Genomic DNA, 15,415 nt, shown 5'->3' on the forward strand with positions numbered 1-15,415 from the left:
CTTATGACGGTGAAAAGGCTGGAAACGCGGTAGACTTCGTCCCCCGTCTGCGCGCGACATTGGCAGCGGCGACATGGTTGACCGCCTCGTCGAGCGGCAGGCGGCGGATCGGCGTGCCTTCGGGAAAGGCGCCGAGCAGCCGCGAGGGAAAGCTGGGCGAGAGCATGACGAACTGGCCGAAATCATCGGCGCGGCGGATCAGGCGGCCAAATGCCTGCCCGATCCGCGCGCGGATGACCATATCGTCATAGGCGCTGCCGCCCTGCGCCGCGCGCCGCGCCGCGTGCAGGATCGTCGGGCGCGGCCATGGCACCCCTTCCATCACGACGAGGCGGAGCGAATCGCCGGGGACATCGACGCCGTCGCGCAAGGCATCGGTGCCGAGCAGCGAGGCGTGCGGGTCGGCGCGAAAAATATCGACGAGCGTGCCGGTGTCGAGCGGATCGACATGCTGGGCATAGAGCGGGAGGCCGGCGCGGGCGAGGCGGTCGGCGATGCGCGAATGGACGATGCGGAGGCGCCGGATCGCGCTGAACAGGCCGAGCGCGCCGCCGCCCGCCGCCTCGATCAACCGGCTGTAAGCGCCGGCAAGCGCGGGCAGGTCGCCGCGCGCGATATCGGTGACGATCAGCACCTCGGACTGGCGGGCATAGTCGAAGGGGCTCGGCACCGCGAAATGGCGGACGCCGCCGTCCATGTGGCGCGCGCCGGTGCGGATGTCGGCGTCGGCCCAGCCGCCGCTGCCGTGCCCGCCGCCGCGTAACGTCGCTGAAGTCACGAGCACACCCTGCGCCGGGCGATAGACAACCTCGGCGATCGGACGCGCAGGGTCGAGCCAGTGGCGGTGGAGGCCGCAGTCGAACTCGCGCCCGTCGTAGCGGTCGACCGCGAGCCAGTCGACGAAATCGGGGTCGGCGGGGCCCCCGACGCGCCCGAGCAGCGACAGCCAGCCGCCGAGCGTGTCGATGCGCGTGCCAAGGCTGTGGCGCGCGCCATCGACGCGCGCGCGGGCCTGTCCGTCGAGCCAGTCGGGCGGGTCCTCGGTCAAGGCTTCGAGCCGTTTGCCGAGCGTCATCAGCGGACGGAGCAGCGCCTCGATCGCGTCGCTCGCGCTCGCGGCCGCGGTGACCAGTTCGGGGTCGGGATCGGCGAGCTCGGTTTCGAGACCATAGCCCGTGTCGGCGGTGCGGCTGTCGATGCCGCGGGCATAGACCATCGCACGCACCGCGACGAGCAGCCGCTCGACCGCGCCCCACGGTTCGTTTTCCGAAAGGCGGCCGAGCCAGCCGTCGCCGGGCAGTTCGGCGGCGGCGGCGATCGCGGCCTGGATCGCGCGGTCGCCCGCCTCGTCATAGCTCGCGACATCGGCGAGGCGTGCGGCGAGCCCGCGGCGGCGCCCGCGCGATTTGCCCTCTGGCCCCAGAACCCAGCGGCGGATTTCGACCGCTTCCTGGCCGGTGAGCGCCGCAGCGAACATGCTGTCGGCGGCGTCCCACAGATGGTGGCCTTCATCGAAGATCAGCCGCGTCGCGGGCGCGCCCCCATCGCGCGGACGCGCCGCCTGCACCATCGTCAGCGCGTGGTTGGCGATGACGATATCGGCCTGCGTCGCCGCGCGAGCCGAGCGTTCGATGAAGCATTTGCGGAAATGCGGGCAGCCCGCATAGATGCACTCGCCGCGCCGGTCGGTCAGCGCGGTTGTGCCGTTGCGGCGGAACAGCGCGGGAAGCCAGCCGGGCAAATCGCCGCCGACCATGTCGCCGTCGCGCGTATAGGCGGCCCAGCGCGCCACAAGCTGCGCAAGGATCGCGGCGCGGCCCGAGAAGCCGCCTTGCAACGCGTCTTCGAGGTTGAGCAGGCAGAGGTAATTTTCGCGCCCCTTGCGCACGACGACTTTTTCACGGTGCGTTGCGGCGTCGGGGTAGAGCCGTTCGGTTTCACGCGACAGCTGGCGTTGCAGCGCCTTGGTGAAGGTCGAGATGCACACGCTGCCCGCCGACTGGTCGATCCATTGCTTGGCGGGAGCGAGGTAGCCGAGCGTCTTGCCGATGCCGGTGCCGGCCTCGGCAACGAGCATCTGCGGCGCGTCCTTGCGCTCGCGCGGCGCGAAGATCGCGGCGGTTGCGCGGGCGTAATCCTGCTGCCCCGGGCGGCGTTCGGCGCCGTCGCCGGTCAGACGGTCGAGCCGCGCCACGACGTCGGCTTCGTCGATCGTCACCTGGCGCGGGACCCCGCGCGGCGGCGTTTCCTCCCATTCGGGGAGGCGCGCGAAGAGCCAGCGTTCGCTGGCGTCGGGGCGGGGCAGGCGCGGCTGGACCAGCGGCGCCCACGACCAGCGCTGGCGCGACAGCGCCTCGGCGCCGTGCCACGCGCCCTCGCGCTCGGGCCAGTCGGGATCGTCGAGGGTCGAGAGCATCGCGGCGGCGGCCCTGGGCAGGAAAGCGGCGATATCCTCTTCGCTTTCGGGCGGAGTCAGGGCGACGGCGGCGGCGATACCCGCCGGGGTCGGCACCGCGAAACGCGCGGGATAGAGGAACGCGAAAAGCTCGAGCAGGTCGAGCCCCGACAGTTCGGGATAGCCGAGCCGGTCGCCGGTCAGCGTCGCATTGAGGAAAAGATGCGGCGTCGCCGCGACCGCCGCGATCGCCTCACCGCGCCCGACGCGCTGCACGCGGCCGTGCGCGTCGGCGATCCAGATGCCGATGTGGCTCGCGTGGATCGCGGGCAGGGTAAGCGGGTGGGGCGCCATCGCGCCACGGTAGGGACAAAAGGCGAACGCGGCAAGGCGATCGCGACGGATCGATCAGGACAGGCCGCGGCGTCCGAACACAGGCGGGCGGCTGCTGTGGAAAATCTGCGCGGGCACGACAAGGGCCGCGTCGCGTGCGCTCCGGAGGATATTGTAGAGTGCGCCGTGCGCGAGTTCGTAGGGGAAGCGCACGCCCATGCGGTCGTGCTCGGCCCACATGACCACGGCATAGGTCACCTGGCCGCCATAATGGATTTCGCAGCGCGAGCGCGCCGGCATGCTGGCGCCGTCGATGCGCGCGCCGCCCTCGGACAGGTCGGTGATCCGGCCGTCGACGAAGTTGAGCACGCCGTTGACGGTGACGTCGATCGACACCGGGGTGCGTTTGTGGCCGCGGGCCGTGGGGATGCGAAAATGGTCCATGTCCGCGACGCTACGCCTTCATGGTAAATTTTCCGGTAACGATGTTGGATCGCGGCGGGACAATTTTGCCTTTCGATTCCGCCCCGCTTGCCGCTATGGGCGCGGGATGACCGACTTGCATCTTCACCCGTCGCTGCGCGAACCCGCGCAAACGTCCAAGGCCTGGCCGTTCGAGGAAGCGCGCAAGCTGGTCAAACGCTATCCCGACGGGAAGCCCGGCGGCGAGGCGGTGATTTTCGAGACCGGCTATGGTCCGTCGGGGCTGCCGCATATCGGCACCTTCAACGAAGTGCTGCGCACGACGATGGTCCGCCGCGCCTATGAGGCGCTGACGGGCGGCGCGCCGACGCGGCTGATCGCGTTCAGCGACGACATGGATGGCCTTCGCAAGGTTCCCGATAATGTGCCCAACGGCGACATGCTGCGCGAATATCTGGGCAAGCCGCTCACCGCCATCCCCGATCCGTTCGGGAAGTTCGAAAGTTTCGCGCACCATAACAATGCGATGCTGCGCGAATTCCTCGACCGCTTCGGCTTTGAATATGAATTCGTCAGCTCGACCGAGCAGTACAGGGCGGGCGCGTTCGACGACGCGCTGAAGAATGTCCTGCGCCACAATCAGGACATCCTCGACATCATGCTGCCGACGCTGCGCGCCGAGCGCGCCGCGACCTATTCGCCGATCCTGCCCGTGAGCCCCAAGTCGGGCATCGTGCTGCAGGTGCCGGTGACCGTCGTCGATGCCGACGCGGGGCTCGTGTCGTTCGAGGACGAGGGCGAGACGATCACGCACTCGGTGCTCGGCGGCGGCGCGAAGCTGCAATGGAAGGTCGACTGGGCGATGCGCTGGGTCGCGCTGGGCGTCGATTACGAGATGTACGGCAAGGACCTGACCGACAGCGGCGTCCAGTCGGGCAAGATCGCCAGGGCGCTCGGCGGGCGCAAGCCCGAGGGGCTGATCTATGAGATGTTTCTCGACGAGAAGGGCGAGAAGATTTCGAAGTCGAAGGGCAACGGCCTCTCGATCGAGGAATGGCTGAGCTATGGCAGCGAGGAAAGCCTGGCCTTCTTCGCCTTCCGCGAGCCCAAGGCGGCGAAGCAACTCCATATCGGCGTCGTGCCCAAGGCGGTCGACGAATATCTGCAGATGCGCGGAAATTATCCGGCGCAGGAGCCCGACAAGAAGCTCGGCAACCCAGTGCATCACGTCCATGTCGCGCGCGGGCAGGATGTGCCGGCGGCCGAACTGCCGGTGACCTTCGGTCTGCTGCTCAACCTCGTCGGGGTGATGGGCGCCGACGCGTCGAAGGAGCAGATCTGGCGCTATCTCGGCCAATATGTCGCGGGCGCGAATGCCGAGGCCCATCCCGAACTCGATCGGCTGATCGATAATGCGATGGCGTATAACCGCGACTATGTCGCGCCGACGCTGAAGCGCCGCAAGCCGCAGGATGGGGAAGGCGCTGCACTGAAGGAACTCGACGACAAGCTCGCCGCGCTGCCCGCCGAAGCCTCGGCCGACGATATCCAGAATATCGTCTATGAGATCGGCAAGAATGAGGCCTATGGCTTCGAAAACCTGCGCGATTGGTTCAAGGCGCTTTACGAGACCCTGCTCGGGTCGAGCGCGGGACCGCGCATGGGCAGCTTCATCGCGCTGTTCGGCATCGACAACACGCGGCGTCTGATCGCCGAGGCACTCGCCTGAGGCAATATGAGAAACCCGTTCGTGTCGAGCGAAGTCGAGACACCCATCCGGACGGCGCAAGATCGAGGGGCATCTCGACTTCGCTCGATGCGAACGGAATTGAGGAGGTCCGAATGACCGCTGAGCCTGCTTACGAATTGGCGCAGATCAATATCGGGCGCTTTCGCCTGCCGCCCGAGCATGTCGCGAACCGCGACTTCATGGATGCGCTCGACCGTGTGAACGCGGTCGCCGAGGCCGCCGACGGCTTCGTCTGGCGGCTCACCGGCGAGGGCAATAATGCGACCGACGTGCCCGTGACCGACGATCCGCACCTGATCGCGAACATGTCGGTGTGGCGCGATATCGACGCGCTCGCGGCCTATGTCTATCGCACGCCCGATCACCTGACGGTGATGAAGCGGCGCAAGGAGTGGTTCGAGCATATGGCCGTCTATCAGGCGCTCTGGTGGGTTCCGGTCGGCCATCGCCCGACCGTCGCCGAGGGCATGGCGCGGATCGCGACGATCGAGGCGCTGGGCCCGACCGCCGAGGCCTTCACCTTCAAACGGCCGTTCGCGGCGCCCGACGGCACGCCGGCATCGCCCGTGCAGGATGAGTGCGCGTGACCGACATGATCGATATTTTCACGACCGGCGGGACGATCGACAAGGTGTATTTCGATGCGCTGAGCGAGTTCCAGATCGGTCCCGCGGCGATCCCGGACATGCTGCGCGAGAATAATGTCCATGTGCCCCACCGTGTCACGCAGCTGATGCGCAAGGACAGCCTCGAGCTTGACGATGCCGACCGCGAGGCGATCCGCGCTGCCGTCGCCGCGAGCGATGCGTCGCGCATCCTCGTCACGCACGGCACCGACACGATGGTCGTCACCGGCCGCGTGCTGGCCGGAATCGCGGGCAAGACGATCGTGATGACCGGCGCGATGCAGCCTGCGTCGGTCCGCGCGAGCGACGCCGAATTCAATGTCGGATTTGCATTGGCTGCCGTGCAGACGCTGCCGCCCGGCGTTTATGTCGCGATGAACGGGATGATCTTTGACCCCGAAAAGACGGTGAAGGACCGGGCAGGGTCGCGGTTCGTCGCGGAATAGACCTCGGCGATTTTCGGCTCCGTCATTGCTTCGCTTCGCGCGCAATGACGATGGTTTTGGTTCAGCCTTTCGCCGTCACCTGTCGCAGCACGGCGGTGTAATCGGGCGCGATCGTCATCGAATCATGCTTGCCCGCGCGACCGAGTGCGGCGTGGACCTGGGGCAGACGATAGCAGGGCACACCCATGAACAGGTGGTGCTCGGCGTGATAATTCACCCAATATGGAGCGACCGTGGCGCGTGCGAGCCAGCCCGCGTGGGTGGTCCGGGCGTGGGTGAAGGGATCCTCGCTGCCCGTCGTCGTGCAGGCATGTTCGGCGATGTTGCGGACGCGGAGGTAAAGCTGGAAAGTCGTCGCGAGCCCGGCCAGCCAGAGCAGCCAGGGCGTCCAGCCGTAGAGCGCGAGCGACAGGGCGAGCAGCGCCGCCTGGACGACAAGGAAACGGCCGACCGCGCGGGCCACGGCGATCGCGCCCGCGACGTCGATCGTCGGTGACGTCATGCCGTCATCGGACTGCTTGTTGAACGGCGTTCCGGCCTTGGTGCTCGCGCCGCTCTTTTGCGCGGCCTCGCCGCGGAGCATCGCTTTCAATCCGGCAGAGGCGAAGCCGAATTGCGCCATGCGCTGTTTGAAGAAGGTCTGCCCGGTCAGGTCGCGCAGCATCTTGCGGCGCAGGCTGGCGCGCGTCGTCGGGAAGGGTTTCGACAGCGAAAGGTCGGGGTCCTCGGGCTGCTGGGTGAATTTGTGATGCTGGAGGTGATAGGTGCGATAGGCGATCAGGTCCGACCCGACCGCAGCGCCGGTCAGCCACTGGCCGAGGAAATTGTTGATTTTGCGGTTCGGATGCAGCGCGCCGTGCGCCGCGTCGTGCATCAGGATCGCGAGACCGAGCTGGCGCCCGCCGACGAAGACGATCGCGAGCAGCCATGCGGCAGGGTTCTGCGACCAGGCCGCGAGGCCGACGAGCGCGATGCTGACGATCCATGCGTGCGCCACGAGCCAGATGCCGCGCCACGAGGAGGCGCGTGTGATCGCCGACCATTCGGCGCGGTCGAAAAAGCGGTCGGGCGGAAACAGGCGGACGGCGGGCATGGTTGATTCATAACAAGTTGCGAACCGAAACCCAAGCCCTTCCGTTTTGGCACAATATCGGCGGAAATCAGGGCGCTGCGGTAAGGATTTGGCAACCCTCTTCCGGCCAGTGAGAACCGCGATCACACAGGCGGAGAGTTTCGGGAAATTGACGGTTCGGCGCACCATCATCCGGCCGGGAGCGGGCGATCCGGCGACGGGCGAGTCGCTGTTCGATTCGCCCGAGTTCGTTACCGGCGTCATGCGCGTCGCGAAGCTGTGGCATTATGTGCTGATCGGCCGCGTGCTGGCGTTCCTGACCTTTGCTTTCCTGCCCGGTCTTGCCGGCTTTCTTGATCACCCGTCGCACTGGCTGGTGATGGCGGCCGGGTTGCCGTGTGACGTCGTGCTGACGGTGATCGGGCAGGCGATGCGCCGGCCGCGGCCGATCGCGCACCAGCGTGTGCGGGCGATGGCGATGCTGTGCATGGCGCTGATCGCGCTCGGCACGCTGTTCAACGCGGCGGCGATGTTCGCCGCGATCGCGGCGCCCGACGAGGGCAGCTATTTCGATGCCTTCACCGCGATTCATGTCGGCACGCTGCTCGTCGCGGCGTCGGCGGCGGCGATCGTGCGGCCGGCCTTCTTCACCTTTGCCGGGGCCACAGCCCTTGGCGGTGCGATCGGGGTGGCGTCCTGGCCGTTCGGCGTTGCGGGTTTCATATTCCTCGGCCTGCTCATCGTCATGATGCGCGAAGATGTTCGCCATCAGCGCCGCGCGACGCGCGCCGCGCGTCTGGCGATCGGCGACCAGCAGCGCGCGCTGAACCTGATGCGCGATTTCGAGCGCGCGGGACGTGGCTGGTTCTGGGAAACCGATCGCGAAGGGCGGCTCGTCTATATCTCGCCCACCGTCGCGGCACGCCTCGAACGGCCGCTCGCGCATCTTCTCGGCCATCCCTTTACCGACATCATCCGCAAGCGCGTCGGAAAGGACGAGAGCGAGGAGCGCACGCTGGGGTTCAGCCTGTCGTCGCGCACGCCGTTCAAGGAATTGACCGTGCAGGCCGCGGTTCCGGGGGAGGAGCGCTGGTGGTCGATTTCGGGCCAGCCGATCAGCAATGAATTCGGCAATTTCCAGGGGTTTCGCGGCAGCGGCACCGACCTGACCGACAAGAAAAGGTCGGAGCGGGAGATCAACCAGCTCGCGCGTTACGACACGCTGACCGGCCTTGCGAACCGGCGCCACATTACCGACCTGCTCGAACGCGCGCTGAAGAGCCACAGCGGCCAGCCACAGCCCTGCGCGCTTTTGCTGATGGACCTCGACCGGTTCAAGGCGGTGAACGACACGCTGGGGCACCCCGTCGGCGACCAGCTGCTCCAGCAGGTCGCGGGGCGGTTGACCCAGATCGTCGGCGACAAGGGACAGGTCGGGCGGCTCGGCGGCGACGAATTCCAGATCGTCGTGCCGCAGATGAGTCAGCCGGAGAAGCTCGCGGGTATCGCCAACGCGATCATCCTGAGCCTCGCCAAGCCCTTCGCGATCGAGGGCGAGCAGGTGCGCGTCGGATCGTCGATCGGCATCGCCGTATCGGAGGGGCCGGGAGTGAGCGCGTCGGCGCTCGTCCGCAACGCCGACCTGGCGCTTTATGCGGCGAAGGATGCGGGACGCGGCGTCTATCGCTTCTATGCCGACGCGATGCACAACCAGGCGAGCGAGCGCAAGGCGATCGAGGATGCGCTGCGCGATGCGCTGGCCAAGGACGAATTGAAATTGCTCTATCAGCCGATCGTCGACGTCACGAGCGAGCGGATTTCGGGGTTCGAAGCGCTGATCCGCTGGCATCATGCGACCGCGGGCACGATCAGCCCGTCGAAATTCATACCGATTGCAGAGGAATCGAATCTGATCGTGCCGATCGGCGAATGGATCATCCGATCGGCCTGCGCGGCGATCGCGCGGATTGGTCCCGGCTACCGCGTCGCGGTGAACGTCTCGCCGCGCCAGTTCGCGAACGAAAAGCTGCCCGCGACGATCGTCAACGCGGTGTCGGCGGCGGGCATCCGGCCCGAGCAGCTCGAGCTGGAGATTACCGAAGGCGTCTTCCTCGACGAAAGCGCCGAGAATCTGGCGATGTTCCAGAAACTGAAACGCACCGGCGTGCGGCTGGCGCTCGACGATTTCGGCACCGGCTATTCGGCGCTCGGCTATCTCAAGAAAGCGCCGTTCGACAAGATCAAGATCGACCAGAGCTTCGTCCTTGGCGCCGCCGACAAGAACAGCATGAACGCCGCGATCATCTCGTCGATCGTGGGGCTTGCGACCGCGCTCGATATGGAGACGACCGCCGAGGGGGTCGAAACGCACGACGATCTCGCGCTGGTCAGGGGGCTGGGGTGCAGCCATGTCCAGGGCTATATCTATGGGCGTCCGATGGCGCTGGCCGAGGTGCTCGCGCTGCTCCGCGAAGGCGGCGGGCGCGTCGAAGCCAAGGGTTTCAAAAGCGCGCGCGAGGCGCGGCTGACGGTCTTTCGCACGATCCAGATCGATAGCGGCGGACACCGTTACGAGGCGATCGTCCGCAACATGTCGTCGCGCGGCGCGCTGATCGAAGGGCTGTGGAACGTCCCGCCGGGAACACCCCTCACGCTCGAATTCGGGCCCGGCCAGTCGGTCGATGCCGAGGCGCGCTGGTCGGCGGACAACCGCGTCGGCGTCCAGTTCGCCGCGGGGGTCGAGATCGAGGCGCTGATCGGGTCAAAGGCCGCCGCGCCGGCGCGGGGACGCGTCCGGCGGGCGGCATAAAGGGCGGCGCCGCGGTCAGGCCGCGAGGCCGCGCCGCAGGTCGAGACCGCTCGGTTCCTGGAACGGGCGGAGGCCGAATTCGGGCAGGATCGCCAGCAGATGGTCGAAGATGTCCGACTGGATATCCTCATAGGCGCTCCACGCGGTCGTATTTGTGAAGCAATAGATTTCGACGGGCAGCCCCTGCGGCGTGGGATCGAGCTGGCGCACGATCAGCGTCATATCCTTGGCGATATGCGAATTGGCGCGGAGATATTCGACGATATAGGCGCGCAGCGTGCCGATATTGGTGACGCGGCGGATGTTGACGGGATCGCGCCCGGCCCGTTCGGCCGCCGCGTTCCATTCGCCGAGTTCGGCCTGCTTGTGGCCGAGATAATCGTCGAGCAGCTGGAAGCGGCGCAGCGCCTGCTTTTCGTCGGGCGTCAGGAAGCGGATGCCATTCTGGTCGATGAAGATCGACCGCTTGATCCGCCGCCCGCCCGATTCGGACATGCCGCGCCAGTTCTTGAAGCTTTCCGAAATCAGCCGGTGCGTCGGGATGGTGGTGATCGTCTTGTCCCAATTCTGCACCTTCACCGTGTGGAGCGCGATATCGATCACGTCGCCATCGGCGTTGAGCGCCGGCATCTCGATCCAGTCGCCGACGCGCAGCATGTCGTTCGAAGTAAGCTGGACCGAGGCGACGAGCGACAGGATCGTGTCCTTGAACACCAGCAACAGCACCGCCGCCATCGCACCGATCCCCGACAGGAGGATCAGCGGCGACTGGTCCATCAGCGCGGCGATGACAAGGACCGCGGCGCCGCCGTAGAGGATGATCTTCAGGAGCTGGACATAGCCCTTGATCGGGCGGCTGGCCGCATCGGGGCGGCGGTCGTAGATTTCGTTGCCAAGGCTGAGCGCGCGGCTGACCGCCATCGCGACGAACAGGATGATCGAGGCGGCGGCGACATTGCCGATCACGGTGACGGCGGCGGGCGGCAGGTGCGGCACCGCCGCGATCCCGTTCGATATGATGAGCGCGGGCACGATATGGGCAAGCCGGGCGGCGACGGGAAGCGGGGTGAGACCCTCGTGCGGCAGCCACCGGGTGATGACGCGCAGCACGATATGCTTGACGATGAAATTGGCGACCCACGCAAAGAATGCGAGGATGCCGAGGCCGGTCAGCGTTTCGGCCCAGGGCGGTAGGTCGGCGAGGAAGGGGATGGAATCGGCGGTCGAAAGGCTTTCAATCGTGAACTGGCGCATAGCGTCATACCCGCGAGGCGGCGGGTCGATCTCCTTTGGCTGTGAGCGAAGGCCCCAGGGTGGACGACGCGGCCCGCCGTGTCAAATGACCCGAAGCTGGCGTGGCCGCGGCGACCGGTGCTCAGTCGGCGATGCGGCCGCGCGCCATCACCCAGTCGACCTTTTCGAGCGCGGTGACATCGGCGAGCGGATCGCCGCTGACCGCGATCATGTCCGCCGACATGCCGGGCGCGATGCGGCCGATCTCGCTTTCCATCGAGAGCAGCTTCGCGGCAACCGTCGTGGCGCTTGCCAGCGCCTCGCGCGGGGTGAGGCCATATTTGACGAGCAGCGCGAATTCCTGCCCGTTGCGGCCATGTTCGAACACGCCGGAGTCGGTGCCGAAGGCGATCGGCACACCGAGCGCCTTGGCGCGCGTCACCGCCTTGCCCACATCGCCCAGCGTCATGCGCACCTTCGCCTCGACCGTCGGGGTATAGATGCCCTTGCCGAGCCGTTCGCGGATCCCCTCGAACGCCATGAGGGTCGGGACGAGATAGGTGCCCTTGGCCTTCATCACCTTCAGCGTCGCGTCGTCGGCGAAGGTGCCATGCTCGATGCTGTCGATCCCCGCCGCCGCCGAGGCGGTGATCCCGCCCGCGCCATGCGCATGCGCCATCACCTTCAGGCCGAGCGAATGCGCGGTGTCGGCGATGCTTTGGAGTTCGGCGCTGGTGAAATGGCCCTCGAGCCCGCGCGCCTGTTGCGACAATACCCCGCCGGTCGCGGTGATCTTGATGACGTCGGCGCCGGCGCGCGACGCCTTGCGGACCTTTTCGGCGCATTCGAGCGCGCCGGTGCAGGTATAGCCCGTGTCGAGGACGTCGTGGACGTCTTCGCGGAAGCCGGTGACGTCGCCGTGGCCGCCGATGATCGACAGCGCGGGGCCGGCGGCGACGATGCGCGGCCCCTCGATAAAGCCGTTCGCGGTGCCGCGGCGCAGCGCATAGGCGGTATATTGCGCCGACCCGGCTTCGCGCACCGTGGTGAAGCCCGCGCGCAAGGTGATCGCGGCGTTCTTGGCGCCGACGACGACGCCCCATTCGTCGGGATCGACCGCGGCGGCGCGATAATCGTCGCCGGGATCACCGGTCAGGTGGACGTGGAGATCGACGAGGCCGGGGAGCAATGTCTTGTCGCCGAGATCGACGATCTCGGCGCCCGCCGGCGCTTCGGCGCGGCCGGGGGTGATCGAGGTGATGCGACCGTCGGTGACAATGACGGTCGAGGGCCCCTCAGCGGGCTTGCTCGCGTCGGTGATGACGCGGCCCGCATAGATCGCCGTGGTTTTCGCGTGCGCCGCCGAGCCGAGCAGCGCAAGCGTCGCGGCCGCGACCAATCCCAATTTACGCATGAAGCCTCCCCTGTCTGATCGCGCCACCGTGGCGGAGCGGGCGGGGCAGGGCAAGGGGGGGGCGAAGAATGTCGGCTTTGGGGTGGGGAGCGGACGCTCTCAAAAATCTCATTCGTGTCGAGCGAAGTAGAGACACCCATCGACCCTGCACGACGCCGAGGGGCATCTCGACTTCGCTCGATGCGAACGGAGTTGGTTGGGCAGATTTCGGTCGAAACCCGCCAAAAAAAGGGGGCCGGCGAACCGGCCCCTCAGTTTGTCTTCGGGTAACCGAAAGGAATATTACCAGAAGAAATCGTAGATCACGTCGATCACTTCGCCCGAATAGGTGTCGACCAGAAGCGCATCGTCATAATAGCGGATCCAGCGCGTACCGCCGTAGGCGGGCGGCAGGCGGTAATAGCCGGGGTTGTTGATCCAGTAGCGCGAGCTGTAGAACAACGAGTTCAGGCTGAAGCCGATGCTGAACCGCGTATATCCGTAACCGCGATACGGGTTGTAATAGCGCGGCATCCGGTAATGGCTGCGGTTCCGCTCGCGATAGCTGCGCCAGTCATAGCGGCGGTCGCTCCGCCAGTCGCGATTCCAGCTGTGCTGCCTGCGGTTATCGTACCGCCGATCGACGCGATTATTGTTGTTGCGGTCGTAACGCCGGTCGATCCGGCCGTCGCGGTTGCGATCGTAACGCCCGTCGCGCCGGTCGATGCGATTGTTGTTGTTGCGATCCCAGCGGCGGTCGAGGTCGCCGTTGCGATTGCGGTCGTAGCGTCGATCGACGCGGTTGTTGTCGTTGCGATCATAACGCCGATCGACCTGGCCATTGCGGTTGCGATCCCACTGGCGGTCGATGCGGCCGTCGCGGTTGCGGTCATAAGTGCCGCCGCGCTGGCGCTGGGCCGCTACCGCGCGCTGCTGCTGTTCGCGGCGCTGTTGCGATTGCTGGCGCTGCTGGTCGCCGCTGCTGCGCTGCTGCCATTGCTGGCGCTGCGCCTGACGCTGTGCGTCATTGCCGCGCTGTTGGCGCATTTCGCTGCGTTGCTGTCGCTGCGGTCGTTGCGCGCGGGTTTCGCCGCGATTGCCGCCGCGCCGCACTTCGGGGCCGCGCGGCCCCCGGTCTCCACGGTCGCCGCGCTGCGCGATCTGGACTCTTTCGCCAGGCGCCTGCGCGGCAGCCGGGGCAATGGGAGTCAGGATCGTCGCCGCCATCAGCAACCCTCCGAACATCTTTTTCATCTCGCCATTCTCCAACTCATGTCCCGTTTGCTGGAGGCACCAGCCGGGATGATGAAGCGATTCTTACCAGTGGCAAGATGATCGATGGCTGACCGCGCCGTTGCCTCCGGTTCAGCTAGATGAACGGGCGCGTTCAGCTGCCGCGCGGCGGGCGGAGCGAAGGCACGGCGCGCGCGGCGTCCTCGGGACGAATGCCGGGGGGCGGCGCGGCGGCGATGCGCTCCTCGCCGCGCATTACGCGGCCGGCGAGGCGGATCGCGGTGCGGATACGCGGATAGGTGCCGCAGCGGCAGATGCCGGTCATCGCGGCGTCGATCTCGGCATCGCTGGGATTGCTGTTCGCGCGCAGCAGCGCGGCCGCCGACATGATCATCCCCGACTGGCAGAAACCGCATTGCGGCACCTGCTCGGCGACCCACGCCTGCTGCACCGGATGGCTGCGGTCGCGCGCGAGCCCTTCGATCGTGGTGACGAAACGGCCCTCGCATTCGGCGATCGTCACCAGGCAGCTGCGGATCGCTTCGCCGTCGATGTCGACGGTGCATGCACCGCACTCGCCGGTGCCGCAGCCATATTTGGTGCCCGTCAGGTTCGACGCGTCGCGCAGCGCCCACAAGAGGGGCGTTTCGGGGTCCATGCGATATTCGACCGGGCGGTCGTTGACCGAGAATCGCGTCATGCGGGGCTTCTAGCGGCTCGCCAATTCAAATGCGCGCATTTTTCCCCTTCGCCATTGCGAGCGAAGCGACGCAATCCAGGGGCGCCTTATGCCGCTCTGGATTGCTTCGTCGCTTTGCTCCTCGCAATGACGAAGCGCGGGGTTCAATCGCGCCAGCTCGTATCGATCTTGTCGACCTTGCGCACCATCGCGTCGAATTCGGCCTTGCCCGCCTGGCCGGGGATCGAGGCCATGAACAGGTCGCGCTGGTGGACCGCGACGACCTCGTCGGGAACGACGATCGGCTGGCCCATGCTCATCGTCGCCATCTGGATCTCGCAAGCGCGCTGGAGCGCCCAATATTTGATGAAGGCTTCGGTCAGCGTCTTGCCCATCACGACGGGACCGTGATTCTTGAGCATCAGAATCCGCTTGTCGCCGAGGTTCTGGACGAGGCGCTCGCCCTCTTCCTCGCGCACCGTCACGCCCTCGAAATCATGATAGGCAAGCTGGCCCGCGAAGTTGCACGCATAGAAATTGACCGGCTGCAGCCCGCCTTCGAGCGCGCAGACCGCGACCGTCGCGGTGGTGTGCGTGTGGATGATCGCGTGTGCATCGGGCAGGACGCGGTGGAACAGGCTGTGCTGGACGAAGCCCGCCTTGTTGACGTGCCAGGGATTATCCTCGTCGACCTTGTTGCCGTCGATGTCGATCTTGATCAGCGTCGAGGCGGTCACTTCGCTGAAGTGCATGCCATAGGGATTGATGAGATAGCTGCCCTCCTCGTCGGGAACCTTCACCGTGATATGGTTGAAGATCATCTCGTCCCAGCCCATCATCGCGAAGATGCGATAGCAGGCGGCAAGCTCTTGCCGCGCCGTCCATTCGGCTTCGCTATATTTGCTGTTGCGCTTGAGCTGGGTCGCCATGTTCCTGTCCCTTGGATGATTGGTTTCGTCCTGCTACCTATGCCATAAGGCATGGGCCAGGCACAATCCCGGGCGCGGGTGGGGCGGTTCGATA

The 15,415-nt window shown here is 66.5% G+C and carries 12 protein-coding genes; 4 read left to right on the forward strand and 8 right to left on the reverse strand.

Annotation, left to right across the window (positions count from 1 at the left end; genetic code table 11):
• Position 1: 1 nt before the first annotated feature.
• Together HDC29_RS06790 and HDC29_RS06795 are read right to left on the reverse strand one after the other, a co-directional pair.
• Positions 2–2,749 carry an ATP-dependent DNA helicase gene (locus HDC29_RS06790; RefSeq protein WP_179495601.1) on the reverse strand — a complete coding sequence of 916 codons (2,748 nt, stop codon included), beginning with the start codon at positions 2,747–2,749 and terminating at the stop codon, positions 2–4.
• A gap of 54 nt (positions 2,750–2,803) precedes the next feature.
• Positions 2,804–3,172: a PilZ domain-containing protein gene (locus tag HDC29_RS06795; RefSeq protein WP_179495603.1), complete on the reverse strand. Its 369-nt coding sequence runs from the start codon at positions 3,170–3,172 to the stop codon at positions 2,804–2,806.
• A gap of 106 nt (positions 3,173–3,278) precedes the next feature.
• Here HDC29_RS06795 and HDC29_RS06800 point away from each other — a divergent pair, with 106 nt between their 5' ends.
• The 3 genes from HDC29_RS06800 to HDC29_RS06810 all read left to right on the forward strand — a co-directional run bounded on the left by HDC29_RS06800 (position 3,279) and on the right by HDC29_RS06810 (position 5,973).
• Positions 3,279–4,880 carry a lysine--tRNA ligase gene (locus HDC29_RS06800; RefSeq protein ID WP_179495605.1) on the forward strand — a complete coding sequence of 534 codons (1,602 nt, stop codon included), beginning with the start codon at positions 3,279–3,281 and terminating at the stop codon, positions 4,878–4,880.
• Between the two features lie 113 nt (positions 4,881–4,993).
• Positions 4,994–5,488, forward strand: a complete 495-nt coding sequence (locus HDC29_RS06805; RefSeq protein ID WP_179495607.1) for a DUF3291 domain-containing protein — start codon at positions 4,994–4,996, stop codon at positions 5,486–5,488.
• Between the two features lie 5 nt (positions 5,489–5,493).
• On the forward strand, positions 5,494–5,973 hold the full coding sequence (locus HDC29_RS06810) for an asparaginase domain-containing protein (protein WP_179497312.1): 480 nt from the start codon (positions 5,494–5,496) through the stop codon (positions 5,971–5,973).
• Between the two features lie 61 nt (positions 5,974–6,034).
• On the opposite strand, the gene HDC29_RS06815 is transcribed toward HDC29_RS06810, so the two are convergent.
• Positions 6,035–7,066, reverse strand: a complete 1,032-nt coding sequence (locus HDC29_RS06815) for a fatty acid desaturase family protein (RefSeq protein WP_179495609.1) — start codon at positions 7,064–7,066, stop codon at positions 6,035–6,037.
• Between the two features lie 88 nt (positions 7,067–7,154).
• Here HDC29_RS06815 and HDC29_RS06820 point away from each other — a divergent pair, with 88 nt between their 5' ends.
• A complete protein-coding gene (locus tag HDC29_RS06820) occupies positions 7,155–9,854 on the forward strand; it encodes an EAL domain-containing protein (RefSeq protein WP_257018084.1) in 2,700 nt (899 codons plus the stop codon).
• Between the two features lie 15 nt (positions 9,855–9,869).
• On the opposite strand, the gene HDC29_RS06825 is transcribed toward HDC29_RS06820, so the two are convergent.
• The 5 genes from HDC29_RS06825 to HDC29_RS06845 all read right to left on the reverse strand — a co-directional run bounded on the left by HDC29_RS06825 (position 9,870) and on the right by HDC29_RS06845 (position 15,321).
• Positions 9,870–11,108, reverse strand: coding sequence for a mechanosensitive ion channel family protein (locus HDC29_RS06825; protein WP_179495611.1), 1,239 nt, complete (start codon positions 11,106–11,108; stop codon positions 9,870–9,872).
• A 121-nt stretch (positions 11,109–11,229) separates the two neighbouring features.
• The gene (locus HDC29_RS06830; protein ID WP_179495613.1) at positions 11,230–12,501 is read right to left on the reverse strand and encodes an amidohydrolase family protein; all 1,272 of its coding nucleotides are present in this window, start codon (positions 12,499–12,501) and stop codon (positions 11,230–11,232) included.
• Between the two features lie 282 nt (positions 12,502–12,783).
• Complete coding sequence (locus tag HDC29_RS06835) at positions 12,784–13,734, reverse strand: RcnB family protein (RefSeq protein WP_257018085.1); 951 nt, start codon at positions 13,732–13,734, stop codon at positions 12,784–12,786.
• 133 nt (positions 13,735–13,867) lie between these two features.
• Positions 13,868–14,413: a (2Fe-2S)-binding protein gene (locus HDC29_RS06840; protein WP_179495615.1), complete on the reverse strand. Its 546-nt coding sequence runs from the start codon at positions 14,411–14,413 to the stop codon at positions 13,868–13,870.
• 143 nt (positions 14,414–14,556) lie between these two features.
• Positions 14,557–15,321, reverse strand: a complete 765-nt coding sequence (locus HDC29_RS06845; protein ID WP_179495617.1) for a class II aldolase/adducin family protein — start codon at positions 15,319–15,321, stop codon at positions 14,557–14,559.
• Between the last annotated feature and the right edge of the window lie 94 nt (positions 15,322–15,415).

Origin of the sequence: Sphingopyxis sp. JAI108 (assembly GCF_013410105.1) — a bacterium.
Classification (GTDB): Bacteria; Pseudomonadota; Alphaproteobacteria; order Sphingomonadales; family Sphingomonadaceae; genus Sphingopyxis; species Sphingopyxis chilensis.

What these genes read in the sequence shown, in the direction of transcription:
- HDC29_RS06795 (WP_179495603.1), bottom strand. Translation starts at nt 3,172, where the DNA reads ATGGACCATTTTCGCATCCCCACGGCCCGCGGCCACAAACGCACCCCG.
- HDC29_RS06800 (WP_179495605.1), top strand. Translation starts at nt 3,279, where the DNA reads ATGACCGACTTGCATCTTCACCCGTCGCTGCGCGAACCCGCGCAAACG.
- HDC29_RS06840 (WP_179495615.1), bottom strand. Translation starts at nt 14,413, where the DNA reads ATGACGCGATTCTCGGTCAACGACCGCCCGGTCGAATATCGCATGGAC.
- HDC29_RS06825 (WP_179495611.1), bottom strand. Translation starts at nt 11,108, where the DNA reads ATGCGCCAGTTCACGATTGAAAGCCTTTCGACCGCCGATTCCATCCCC.
- HDC29_RS06830 (WP_179495613.1), bottom strand. Translation starts at nt 12,501, where the DNA reads ATGCGTAAATTGGGATTGGTCGCGGCCGCGACGCTTGCGCTGCTCGGC.
- HDC29_RS06790 (WP_179495601.1), bottom strand. Translation starts at nt 2,749, where the DNA reads ATGGCGCCCCACCCGCTTACCCTGCCCGCGATCCACGCGAGCCACATC.
- HDC29_RS06810 (WP_179497312.1), top strand. Translation starts at nt 5,494, where the DNA reads ATGATCGATATTTTCACGACCGGCGGGACGATCGACAAGGTGTATTTC.
- HDC29_RS06805 (WP_179495607.1), top strand. Translation starts at nt 4,994, where the DNA reads ATGACCGCTGAGCCTGCTTACGAATTGGCGCAGATCAATATCGGGCGC.
- HDC29_RS06835 (WP_257018085.1), bottom strand. Translation starts at nt 13,734, where the DNA reads ATGAAAAAGATGTTCGGAGGGTTGCTGATGGCGGCGACGATCCTGACT.
- HDC29_RS06845 (WP_179495617.1), bottom strand. Translation starts at nt 15,321, where the DNA reads ATGGCGACCCAGCTCAAGCGCAACAGCAAATATAGCGAAGCCGAATGG.
- HDC29_RS06815 (WP_179495609.1), bottom strand. Translation starts at nt 7,066, where the DNA reads ATGCCCGCCGTCCGCCTGTTTCCGCCCGACCGCTTTTTCGACCGCGCC.